Below are 12,999 nucleotides of genomic sequence, written 5' to 3' on the forward strand. Positions count from 1 at the left end.
TTTGTGTCCGTAAAGCTCACCTTGTGTGTGATGGCGGGCATTGTACTGGGTTTTTATGGTGGATTGCCACCATTGTCCTTCCTGATCGTTTTGCTGGTCCTGCTTCCCGTTTTGTATGGGATCGGCAAAAAACAGACAAGGGACGGATTCCCTTTTTTTGAACTGTTCACCGCCTTTTTTGGTATTGGCCTGGGCGTTTTTGTGGTGGGCATGGCTACATTCCCGGTCAATTCTTATAGAATTGATCACGATTTGAATTTGGAAAGCACATGGCATCTCAAAATTACGGAGAGGTTGAAGCCCAACCCGTTTTCCCAAAAATATGTGGCAGAGGTCATTGCCTTGGACACCGAAAGTGCTTCAGGAAAAATACTGTTGATCCTACCTTCGGACAGCACTGACAAATCTTTTAAGGTTGATGATGAGTTGCTCATCTTGGCAAAACCTGAGACCGTTCCACCTCCGCTTAATCCTCATCAATTTGATTACAAAAGATATTTGGAGAAACAAGGCATCCATCACCAGATATTGGCCAATAAAAAAGTATTGGTGCCCATTGAACATCCTTCCCAAACCTTGTTGGGGGTAGCCTCCAGCTTTCGAGAGCATATCATTGCCCAATTGAAGAAACATGATTTTGGTGTTCAGGAAGTGGGAGTTATCCAAGCTCTATTGTTGGGACAACGCGACGATATTTCCGAAGACACGTACAACAATTATATCAATGCCGGGGCCGTGCATATTTTGGCCGTTTCCGGACTTCATGTGGGCATCTTGCTGCTACTGTTGCAATTCCTGCTATCCCCTTTGGAACGATTACGAAGTGGGAAAACCTTAAAGTTGGTCATTATTGTAACCTTACTTTGGGCGTATGCCTTTATCGCTGGGCTTTCCCCTTCCATCATACGCGCGGTGACCATGTTTTCCTTTTTGGCCTATGCCATGCACCTTAACCGACCTACCAATTCGTTCAACATTATTGCCTTGTCCATGTTGTTCATTTTGTTGGTTAAACCTTTGTTCTTGTTCCAGGTAGGTTTTCAAATGAGTTATGCCGCTGTGTTCGCCATTGTTTGGATCTATCCCAAAATGCAGCGGTTTTGGTATCCTGATAATTATTTCCTTCAGAAAATATGGCAATTATTGTCTGTTAGTGTAGCCGCACAGTTGGGCGTATTACCCATTAGTCTATTTTACTTCCATCAATTTCCTGCCTTATTTTTTGTGGCCAATCTGTTGATCATTCCATTTTTAGGTTTGATTTTGGGTTTTGGTATTCTGGTTATTTTTTTGGCATTGATGGATGCGCTGCCTGCAACTTTGGTGCTCGTTTATGATCAAATCATCAAATTGATGAATGCCACGGTGGGTTGGGTGGCCCATCAGGAAGAATTCATTTTTAAAGACATTCCGTTCGATGCGGTGCAATTGGTATTGGGGTATGTGGTGGTCTTCGCATTGGTGGTCTTTCTATCTCGACCCAAATGGAAATTGGCAATGATCCTACTATTGGGATTCATTGGCTTTCAAGGTTGGAACTTATGGAACCAAGTGCAAATCCAAAAGAAGGAAACCCTCATCCTGACCCATCGTTCCAGAAATACTGTTTTATTGCATCAAATGGGAAGTTCCTTGCAAATTTACGCTGCTGATTCCCTTAATTTGGGAAGCTTGACCAAGGATTATTCAATTGCCGAACGGGTTAAAAATAGTAGAGTTGAACCATTAAAGAACTATTATTCCATCAACCAGCAAACCTTGTATGTAATGGGTAGCTTGGCCCTGTATCCCCCAACTTCAAAAATTGATTATTTGCTGTTGACACAATCCCCAAAAGTGAATTTGGAACGTGTCCTGGATTCCCTTCGACCTAAAATGGTGTTAGCAGATGGCAGCAATTATAAAAGTGTGGTGAAACGTTGGGAGAAGACCTGCAAACAAAAAGAAATCCCTTTCCACTACACTGGTGAAAAGGGATTTTATGTTTTTATTGTGGAAGAAGACTAGGCTTTCTCAACCTCAAATCCTTCCACTTCATCTTCATCCGATACTTTCCCCTCGCCATCCTCGGCTCCATGGGTCAATCGTTTCAGTGGTTTCAACAAGGCTATGACCACCAAACCAATCAAGGACCAAATGATGGTAATGCCTAAGAAAATTTCAAATTCGCCCAATTCTTGGGAAATCTCACCGATCAGCCCAGCTGCTTTATTACCCAAACCGGTGGCTGCCCAGTAGAGTCCCATGATGATGGAAGCATACTTTAACGGTGCCAGTTTGGTAATGAACGACAATGAAACCGGTGATGCACAAAGTTCCCCGATCGTATGGAACAAATACGCCAAGATCAACCAATACATGCCGGAAGAACCAGTACTTTCATATTGCACGGAAGCTGCGGTCATGAATCCAAACCCAAGGGCCATGATAATCAGTCCCACGGCCATTTTGAACAAGGAAGAGGCTTCCTTTCCTTTCTTTCTCCAGCGCAGCCAAAAAGCTCCTACAGCTGTGGCCAATGTAATGATGAAAAAGGAGTTCACGGATTGGAACACCGATGCGGGAATCTCGAACAATCCAAAGAAATTACGATCTGTTTTTTGACTGGCATACAGGTTCATCAAACCACCTGCCTGCTCAAAAGCGGCCCAGAACAAAATAATCAACAAAAACGAAAGCAAGAGCACCTTCACCCTATCCTTTTCAATTTTGGTCAGTGGTGTATCCAAAATGGCCTTATCGGTCTCATTATCCCTAGAAATTAGATTTCCCACATGGGGCAGAAAACGCTGGCCCCAGATGTAAACGGCCTGACCTAGAAACATTCCAATGGCAGCCAATCCAAACCCGTAGTGCCAGTTGTAGGTCTCACCAACCCAGCCACAAAGGATCGGAGCCAAAAAACCACCAATATTGATCCCCATGTAAAAGACGTAAAATCCAAGATCTCTGCGCTCGTCCTTCGGTTTGTACAATCCACCTACCATGGAAGAAATATTGGGTTTTAAACAACCCACCCCCATGATCACGAACAAACATCCAATGTAAAAGGTTGTCTCTGAGTTAAGGGCCAACACGGCATGCCCAATACACAGTAAAGCGCCCCCAAGCATTACGGTTTTCTTTTGTCCCAAAAGCCTATCGGCAACCCAGCCACCAGGCACAGAAGATATGTAAACCAACATGGTGTACCAGCCATAAAGGGCCAAGGCCTCCTCATTGGTCCAACCAAAACCAGGGTTTTGGGCCGTGGTCTCCGCTACCAAGAACAAGGTAAAAAGGGCCCGCATACCATAGTACGAAAATCGCTCCCACATTTCGGTGAAGAACAACACGTACAGGCCTACCGGGTGCCCAAATAATTCTCTTTTGTGTACTGGTTTCGCTACTGCTGACATATATCTTAAAGTTTGATTATAGATTTTCCTTGACGAAGTTGGTCAGTTTGGTAAAGAGGTGCAACCGGGTGTTACCTCCATAAATACCATGGTTCTTATCGGGATAAATGGCCCAATCGAACTGTTTATTGGCCTGCACCAAAGCCTCGATCATACGCATGGAGTTCTGCACATGCACATTGTCATCCCCCGAGCCATGGACCAATAAATATTTGCCCTTTAACATTTCAGGATAATTGAACGGGGAATTATCATCATAACCGCTGGCATTTTCCTGTGGGGTCTGCATATAACGTTCCGTGTAAATCGTGTCGTAAAACCGCCATGAAGTAACAGGGGCAACCGCAATGGCCATTTCAAAAACATCGTTGCCTTTCAAAATACAATTGGTGGACATGAATCCGCCATAACTCCACCCCCAAATTCCTGTTCGGTTCTCATCGATATAAGGGAGTTCACTCAATTTTTTGGCAGCGGCAATCTGGTCTTCCACTTCATATTTACCCAATTCCTTTTGGGTCAATTTTTTGAAGTCCCTACCTTTTAACCCGGTTCCCCTACCATCTACACAGGCCACAATATAGCCTTCAGAAGCCAACATTTCATGCCAGTAATCATTACTGCCAATCCAACTGTTGGATACCGACTGTGACCCAGGCCCACTATATTGGAACATGAAAAGGGGATATTTTTTATTAGGGTCAAAATCAGCAGGTTTGATCATCCACATGTTCAGATCGTACCCGTTAATGTTGATGGTGGAAAATTCCTTGGGTGTCATTTCGTACCCATCCAATTTTTCCAATAAGGCCGAATTGTCCTTGATCGCTTTCACCAACTTGCCATCCGAAGCTTTGTGCAAGGTAAACTCATAGGGCGTGGTGGCGTTTGAAAAGGTATTGATGTAATAGGTATAGTTGGTACTGAACGCCGCGGAATTGGTGCCTACTTTGGTGGAAAGTCGCTTCTTTTTCTTCCCATTAGTGGAAATGCTATACACATCGCGGTTGATAGAACCGTTCTCCACAGACTGATAAAAAATCCTATTGTTCTTTTTGTCGTACCCATAGTAACGGGTCACTTCCCACGGACCCTGGGTAATCTGGTTCTTCAATTTGCCATCCTTCCCATATAAATACAAATGGTTGTAGCCATCCCCTTCGCTGGTCCAGATAAAACTATCATCGGCCAAAAAAGTAAGGTCGTCATCAATATCGACATAGGCATTGTCCTTTTCTTCCAACAGAAGGGAAACGGAATTATCGGTAGCCTTAACATCGAACAATTTCAAATCATCCTGATGTCTGTTCAACGTTTGTACACTCAAATGATCGGGACTGTTCATCCATTTGATCCTCGGAATGTAATAAGGATCGTTCAAATCCACATGGGAAATGGTTCCTGATGTCACATCGAACATATGCAAGGTGACCACGGAATTGTTTTCGCCGGCCTTGGGATATTTGAACTCATATTGATAGGGATACAGATTGGTGCCATAGATATCCATGGAGAAATTGGGCACCTCGCTTTCATCAAAACGAAGGAAAGCGATCTTGGTTCCATTACTGTTCCATTCAAAGGCACGGACAAAGCTAAATTCTTCCTCATACACCCAATCGGTCACCCCATTGATGATGGTTCCTTTATGTCCATCTGTGGTTACTTGTTGGACTGATTTGGAAGAAAGATCCAAAATATAGAGGTTGTTGTCCGACACATAGGCGACTTTAGAACCATCAGGAGAAAGGGTTGGTTCTTGGATTTTTGCATCGGAGATCTTCACTAAGCCCTTGGAGGCAATATCGTACACATAATAGATTCCTAATCTAGATCTCCTGAAAATGGGTTCCACCTCGGTAGCCAACAACACTTTCGATTCGTCATCACTAAAGGAATAGGATGAAAAGTAAGGAACATTGTTTCCAGAGGCAACAATGGTCTCTACCTTTTCCAAGGTTTCATAATCATACTTGTCCAGACTACTGGATCGTGGGGAACGGTTAAAGTTGAGAATGGTGTACTGCTTACCGTTGTTCATGGAGCGCAAAACATCCATGTATTCGGTACTGAACGCTCCTCCCCAAATTTCTTCGAGGGTTATTTTTTTCTTTTGTGCCGTGGAAAAAGTCAAAAAGCCAAAGAGGGAGAGCAATAGGAGAAACTGCTTGTTCATGCGGTAGAAAATTGATTAAAAGCTTCCAAGTTTACTAATATTTATCCGAAAAATAAACTTTAATGTTGCATTTGCAACATGGATCTTGGCCCAGCATTTGGTCAAATCGCTTCAAAATTTTGGCAACTATCGCCCAAAGTGGCAATATCCTTATATTTGAGTCCTTTTACCAAACACTATGAACACGCCAGTTGAAGGATTTTCCAAACTTTCCAAAGCTGAAAAGATAGATTGGATCGCCAATCAATGCACCAAGGACCCTGTAGCCACCAAAAAACTGTTGGAACGCTATTGGAACCCCGATCCCCAAGTGCAAAAATTGCATGATGAGTTTATTGAGAATACCCTCTCTAATTACTATTTGCCTTTTGCGGTGGCACCCAATTTTTTGATCAATGGGGAGTTTTATGCCATCCCCATGGCCATTGAAGAAAGTTCGGTTGTGGCCGCAGCCAGCAAAGCTGCCAAATTTTGGTTGGATAAAGGTGGCTTTAAAACCACCATTTTGGGTACCGAAAAAGTGGGGCAAGTCCATTTTATTTACAAAGGCGACGCTAAAAAACTCCGTGTTTTTTTCAATGAAATCAAACCAGGTTTGTTGGAGAGTGTAGCTTCCATCACCCAGAATATGGAAAAACGGGGAGGTGGCATCAATGCCATTGAATTAAGGGATCGCTCCGACAAGATTTCCGGGTATTACCAATTGCATTGCACTTTTGAGACCTTGGATGCCATGGGTGCCAACTTTATCAATTCGTGTTTGGAGCAATTTGCCAAAACCTTGAAAGATCAGGCTAAGGGCCATCTAGATTTTTCCGAAGAGGAGAAAAACATAGAGGTGGTCATGAGCATTTTGTCCAATTATGTTCCCAATTGCTTGGTAAGGGCCGAAGTGGAATGCCCGGTTGACAAATTGGTCATAAAGGACATATCTGCAGAAGAATTTGCCCAAAAATTTGTGCAAGCGGTCAACATTGCAAATGTGGAACCCTATCGCGCGGTGACGCATAACAAAGGCATCATGAACGGAATCGATGCCGTGGTGCTCGCAACTGGAAATGATTTTAGGGCCGTAGAGGCAGGGGTACACGCTTACGCCTCCAAAAATGGGAACTATTCCAGTTTGACCCATGCCACCATTGAAGATGGTATATTCAAATTTTGGATAGAGATTCCACTGGCCTTGGGTACGGTAGGAGGACTTACCTCATTGCACCCGTTAGTGAAATTGGCACTTGAAATCCTTCAAAACCCATCAGCCAAGGAATTGATGCAAATTGTAGCTGTTGCGGGATTGGCACAAAATTTTGCTGCTGTAAAAAGTTTGGTGACCACTGGGATCCAAAAAGGTCACATGAAAATGCACCTGCTCAACATGCTCAACCAAATGGGGGCCACCGAAAGCGAAAAAGCACAGCTTGTCCATTATTTCAAGCATGAAACCGTGACCAACGCCTCGGTAAAAGAAGCCTTGGAAAAACTGCAAAAATCATGATGCAAAAGGAGTTTTATAGTAATGGAAAATTATTGCTCTCGGGAGAATACGCCGTGTTGGATGGGGCACTGGCACTTGCCATTCCTACTAGTTATGGTCAATCGCTTAAGGCAACCCCTACATCCGCTGCCCAACTAAAATGGGTAAGTTATGATGAATCGGACCAAGAGTGGTTCCATGCGGAATTCGACATCGAAAACTTAGGCATCATTTCATCATCTGACCCTAAAATTGCCCAAACGCTTAAGGTTTTGCTCCAACAGGCTAGATTGGACAATCCCTTATTTCTATCTGACCATGATGGGTTTTTGGTGGAAACACACCTCAGTTTTCCAAGGTCATGGGGCTTGGGAACCTCATCTACGCTGATCAACAATTTGGCCCAATGGGCCCGAGTAGATGCCTATGAGCTTTTATGGAAAGCCTTTGGCGGAAGTGGTTACGACATTGCCTGCGCACAGCACAATTCGCCCCTGACCTATCAATTGAAAAAAGGAGTGCCCCATGTGGAGGAAATCCAATTCAATCCATATTTTAAGGATTCTTTGTTCTTTGTCCACCTGAACCAAAAGCAAAGCAGTAAGGACGCCATAGAGGCCTATAGAAACCGCTCTTTTGACAAGGAAGCATTGGTCAAACGCATTTCTACCTTGACCCAAAAAATGATTGCTAGCCCCAACTTGTCGGAATTTGAAATTTTGATGGAGGAACATGAAACTATTTTATCCGAAGCCCTTGGTATACCACCCGTAAAGCGCTCACTGTTTTTGGATTATCCCGGAATGATAAAAAGTTTGGGGGCATGGGGCGGTGATTTTTTAATGGTTACCGGCGATGACAATACCATGGCATACTTTCATGACAAAGGATTCCCTACGATACTGCCCTATTCGAAAATGATACTGTAACGCTCATTTAATGAAACAGGTCAACCTTCTTCTTTTGGTATTGGTTTGGGTAATTGGCTGCAAAACTCGTAACCCCATTGATGGCTATGAATCTGCCACTTTAAAAATTGAACCTCTCACGGAACATGCCTTCTTGCATGTTTCTTATTTGGAAACCGAAAGCTTTGGCAAAGTGGCCTGTAATGGGATGATTGTGGTACAAGATGGCGAAGCCATTGTGTTCGACACCCCAGTTAATAATGAAGTTTCCGAAGAACTTTTAAAATGGTTAAAATCGAAAGACTTGCATGTAAAAGCTGTGGTAGCCACCCATTTCCATGATGATTGTTTGGGAGGTCTTCAATCCTTTCACGATAGAAATATTCCTTCTTATGCCAACCAAAAGACCATAGAATTAGTTCATGATAAGGAGTTGGCAATTCCCACCAATAAATTTTCAAAAACTTTGGAGTTGCAAGTTGGCCATGAAACCGTCATCCTCGATTTTATGGGGGAGGGACATACCGTGGATAACATTATAGGTTATTTCCCAAAAGATCAGACCATGTTCGGTGGATGCTTGATAAAATCCGTCGGGGCCGGTAAAGGTAACCTGGAAGATGCCAATACCTCAGAGTGGTCGCAGACCGTGGCCCGAATCCAAGCAAAATATCCAAATGTCTCCCTAATTGTGCCCGGCCATGGACAATATGGGGATAAGGGATTGCTTGATTATACCCTTGAATTGTTTCGGGAATAGGAAAATAAAACCAATTGACATCCATCATCCGTAAACCCAAAGGAGATGTTCATCAATTAAGGTCCAGATGTAAGGCTTCTTTTTTACACTTTTCTACTTGAAGATGTAAATTATAAAGTATGACAATTTGGAACAATCTACCGTTTATCAACAAAAAAGTGAGGCCCCTGTCCAACAAATTGGCATTATTACTGGCAATGGCCTTTATCTCCAATACCATTATCCTTTTGTTCATTTGGTTCATTAGGGATGATGAATTTTTAAAGGTTTTTGAAATTGTTCAACTAGGCTCCTTTTTATTGTATGCCATTCTAATCTACACCTTTGTGGCACGTATACACATGCTATCAATAAAAGCTTATGGTATTTTCCCGTTATCCAAAACTCATCAAAAGTATGAGAAGACTGGCCTCTCCGAGTCATTTTCTTTAGAGCTGAAAAATAAATTGGCGCATTTGATGGACTCAGAAAAGCTCTACCTGAGACATGAACTTAGATTGGATGATATTGCCGAGTTGCTTGACATTTCCAGACATCATGCATCACAGGTTATCAATGAGAACTTTAATCTGAATTTCTATGATTTTGTAAATGCCTACAGGATTGAAGAAGCCAAAGCCAAATTGTGTGCGGGTTTTGAAAATTCGTCGGAATCCATTTCGGACATCGCATACCAGTGCGGTTTCAACAACCGAGTTTCATTTTACAAGGCATTTAAAAAGATTACCCACACCACCCCTACCGAATTTATGATGAGAGCTGCGTAGTAATTCCTTGAATTAGATTTCCGGCATCTCGAGAACACGATGGGATGAACACTTTCCTATTTAATCTAATCAACAGGACATCTCCATTACTTCCAGTAACATATAAGCCACTGAGGTTTCCCATAAATCCAATGCCTGGAATTATCCCCGATCGGTCACAAATCCATATTGAACCCACAATCTATATGTTAGTGTTAATCTCGTTCGGGAATCTTGTAAAGGTTTTTAAGCCTTAACAAGGTCGGTCCATTCTTTTAGTTTTTTTGCTCGGCAATCCACAAGGTGGGGGCTCTAAAACTTACTTCTTTCCCAAAATTTCATTGTTTAGGAAGATTATTTGATTTAGCCTACAAATTAAGATTTTACCTCCTGCCTTGCGCGATTGCGCTAACTAACTTTAATCAAATTTTTATGAAAACCAAAAAGTATTGGATGGTGCTTGGGCTGTTTCTATTTGTTTTTGGATCAGTTCTAGCTCAAGAAAAGAATGTTTCAGGTACGGTGACCGATCAGGATGGCCTACCGCTTCCCGGGGTTTCGATCTTGGTTGTCGGAACCTCTGTCGGAACCCAAACCGACTTTGATGGTAATTACTCCATCATGGCAAGTACAGGTAGTACTTTGCGTTTTAGTTATATAGGACAAAAGACAGTGGAAAGAAAGGTCGGCATTCCCTCTGTCATCAATGTGTCCATGGAAGAGGATGCGCAGGCTTTGGAGGAAGTGGTGGTAACGGCCCTTGGTATTAAACGTAAGCCACGGGAATTATCCTATTCGGTTGCATCTGTTGACAATTCAGCCTTAACGAAAACTAGGGCTGTAAACACTGTGACCGCTTTGGCAGGAAAGGTTTCGGGCATGCAGATAAATACCATCAGCAACGGTGTAAATCCATCTACCAGAATTGTACTTAGGGGTAATAGATCCCTTTTGGGGAACAACCAAGCATTGATTGTAATTGATGGCTTCCCTGCTGATAGAAATGCACTAGATCGATTGAATTCTGATGACATTAAGGAAATTTCCATACTTAAAGGTGGTAATGCCTCCGCACTATATGGATCGGATGCCGCCAATGGCGTTGTGATCATTACCACTAAATCCGGAACTGGAAAAGCATCCATAACTTTCACATCAACCGCTCAATTGGATAACATTTCATTTTTACCTGAACTGCAGGATGAGTTTGGTGTTGGTGGATTCCCTGATGGCACCATAAGGCCATTGGAGAATGTTGCTTGGGGACCCCGTTTTGATGGAAGTCTTGTAGATGCAAGCGAACAGTATGAAGATGGTAGGGTTTGGAAGGTTCCTTATAGTCCAATTCCGGGCAACCATAAATCCTTTTTTCAAACAGGGAGTCTCATCAGGAATGGTTTTGAATTTTCAGGAGGTAATGAAAATTCAAATTTTCTATTTTCTATTGATCACTCCAATATAGAAGGTACAATTCCACAAGATAAGTTCAACCGAACCAATGCAAGGGCAAAAGGGATGTATGATTTTGGTAATCTACAGGTCAGTTCCAATATATCCTTTTATCGGTCACATTCAAATACTGTCGGAGTTGGTGGCCATCAGGCTAGACCTCTATACTGGTATCTTCTAAACAGTCCTCTCCATATACCTATCAACCAAATGAAAAACTGGAGGACGGGTGAGTTTACCAGAAATGAAGTATCGTATTATGCTTTTTATGAAAACCCTTGGTTTATTATTGACACACAAAGGAATAAATCCAACAATTCCGAAATGATTTTTATCAGTGATGTTAATTATAAATTCACCGATTGGCTTTCAGCTTTGGCAAGAGTAGGTTATACTAAATATACTAATGATCTTAAAGAATATCATGGAGGGTTATCATACTCATTCGAATTACCTGTAACCTACTCACGGATTGATGAGTTTTCTCCCTCCACCAGAGATTACATTTATAATAGTTCTCGCTTCAACAGTGATTTTATTATAACGGCGAACAAAGATATTTCGGATTTATTGAATGTAAAGGCAAACCTTGGTCATAATATCAGAATGACAGACTACAAAGTCATTGATATAACGGGAAATAATCTGATTATCCCCGGCTTTTACAATGTCTCCACACGTACAGGTGAACTACAAGGAAGCGAAACATCCCAGAACTACAGAAAAGTTGGTGTTTATGGCGATATTACCTTAAGCATAGGTGATTATTTATTTCTGAACGGTCAAGGAAGAAACGACTGGTCCTCTTCCCTTTCCAAAGAAAATAGATCATTCTTTTATCCTGGAGGTGGTGTCTCCTTTGTACCAACAGATGCTTTCAAAGGCCTAAAAGGTACTTTACAATACCTTAAGGCAAGTTTCAGTATATCAAAGACCGGAAATGACCCAGGGCCATATTCCAACAGTACCACTTTTAGTGCACCAGCAGGATTTCCTTTTGAATCTACTGCCGGTCTTACCCTTTCCGGCACCGACAGGGATCCTAACTTAAAACCAGAGTTTACAAAATCAATGGAAGCAGGGATTGAGTTTGGCATTTTTAAAGATGATAGACTATCAGGTAGTTTTTCTGTATATCAGACCAATACTACAGATCAAATTGTCCCTATTGACGTTTCAACCACTTCTGGGGCCTCCAGATTGTATACCAACCTTGGTGAATTGCAAAACCAGGGAGTTGAGGTTGATTTAAAGGGAACTATCCTGAAGAGCGAAGATTTCAGTTGGAACTTAGGTGTAAATTATTCCTTGATGAAATCGGAAGTAGTTTCACTCACAGAAGGTGTTGATGAGGTAGTTGTTGGTGGCCCTTATTCCGACAATATCGCCTACGGCGCTGTTATCGTCGCACAAAAGGGACAACCATATCCTCTAATTAAAACAACGGATTACGAAAGGGATGACCTTGGAAGAGTCATTGTAGATGAGGATGGAGATCCCACGCCCAGTAGTAATCTGGTAGTACAGGGCAAAACTACTCCAGACTACATCGTTGGTCTAAATAACACCATAAATTATAAAGGGTTTACATTATATGCCGTTGCCGATTATCGCACTGGACATGTTTTCTATAACAACTTGGTCGATGCCTTGGAATTCACAGGTTTGACCAAGCATAGTGTAACGTCTGGAAGACAACCATTTGTTTTCCCTAATTCCGTTTATTCTGATGGAAATGATGGATACATAGAAAATACCAATCGGTTAACATCGGGAGGAGGAAACGCGTTCTGGAGCACCTATAACAACATTAAATCCAATTATGTAACTGATGCCACTGTATTAAAACTTCGAGAAGTATCCCTCTCCTATGCTTTTGATGACAAATTGGCCAACAAGTTGGGCATTCAGGATTTAAATGTTGGGGTATATGGAAGGAACCTTTATATGTGGAGACCTGCTGACAATGTTTACACAGATCCTGAATTTAATTACAACAGTGGCAATGCTGTTGGTTTTGGAACTCAAAATCAAATGGCACCTGTTAGACAATTTGGTATGACCCTTACCGCTAAATTTTAAAAAAAT

8 protein-coding genes are annotated in these 12,999 nt (G+C 42.2%); 6 read left to right on the forward strand and 2 right to left on the reverse strand.

What is annotated here, in order from left to right:
- The first annotated feature begins 3 nt into the window (after positions 1 to 3).
- Positions 4 to 2,007: a ComEC/Rec2 family competence protein gene (locus D2U88_RS09360; protein WP_119640641.1), complete on the forward strand. Its 2,004-nt coding sequence runs from the start codon at positions 4 to 6 to the stop codon at positions 2,005 to 2,007.
- On the opposite strand, the gene D2U88_RS09365 is transcribed toward D2U88_RS09360, so the two are convergent.
- Both D2U88_RS09365 and D2U88_RS09370 read right to left on the reverse strand, forming a co-directional pair.
- Positions 2,004 to 3,398: a peptide MFS transporter gene (locus D2U88_RS09365; RefSeq protein WP_119640132.1), complete on the reverse strand. Its 1,395-nt coding sequence runs from the start codon at positions 3,396 to 3,398 to the stop codon at positions 2,004 to 2,006. The genes D2U88_RS09360 and D2U88_RS09365 overlap by 4 nt on opposite strands.
- Positions 3,399 to 3,414: 16 nt before the next feature.
- On the reverse strand, positions 3,415 to 5,574 hold the full coding sequence (locus tag D2U88_RS09370; protein WP_119640134.1) for a S9 family peptidase: 2,160 nt from the start codon (positions 5,572 to 5,574) through the stop codon (positions 3,415 to 3,417).
- 178 nt (positions 5,575 to 5,752) lie between these two features.
- Here D2U88_RS09370 and D2U88_RS09375 point away from each other — a divergent pair, with 178 nt between their 5' ends.
- From D2U88_RS09375 to D2U88_RS09395, 5 genes are all read left to right on the forward strand, one after another.
- Positions 5,753 to 7,069: a hydroxymethylglutaryl-CoA reductase, degradative gene (locus tag D2U88_RS09375; RefSeq protein WP_119640136.1), complete on the forward strand. Its 1,317-nt coding sequence runs from the start codon at positions 5,753 to 5,755 to the stop codon at positions 7,067 to 7,069.
- Positions 7,066 to 7,977, forward strand: a complete 912-nt coding sequence (locus tag D2U88_RS09380; RefSeq protein ID WP_313781970.1) for a GYDIA family GHMP kinase — start codon at positions 7,066 to 7,068, stop codon at positions 7,975 to 7,977. Before D2U88_RS09375 ends, D2U88_RS09380 begins: the two co-directional genes overlap by 4 nt.
- A gap of 10 nt (positions 7,978 to 7,987) precedes the next feature.
- Entirely contained in the window at positions 7,988 to 8,716 is a 729-nt protein-coding gene (gene bla, locus D2U88_RS09385) for a subclass B1 metallo-beta-lactamase (RefSeq protein WP_119640139.1), read from the forward strand.
- A 119-nt stretch (positions 8,717 to 8,835) separates the two neighbouring features.
- Positions 8,836 to 9,483, forward strand: a complete 648-nt coding sequence (locus D2U88_RS09390; protein WP_119640140.1) for a helix-turn-helix domain-containing protein — start codon at positions 8,836 to 8,838, stop codon at positions 9,481 to 9,483.
- Positions 9,484 to 9,894: 411 nt separating this feature from the next.
- Complete coding sequence (locus tag D2U88_RS09395) at positions 9,895 to 12,993, forward strand: SusC/RagA family TonB-linked outer membrane protein (RefSeq protein WP_119640142.1); 3,099 nt, start codon at positions 9,895 to 9,897, stop codon at positions 12,991 to 12,993.
- The last annotated feature ends 6 nt before the right edge of the window (positions 12,994 to 12,999 follow it).

Origin of the sequence: Flagellimonas aequoris (assembly GCF_003584165.1) — a bacterium.
Lineage (GTDB): Bacteria > Bacteroidota > Bacteroidia > Flavobacteriales > Flavobacteriaceae > Flagellimonas > Flagellimonas aequoris.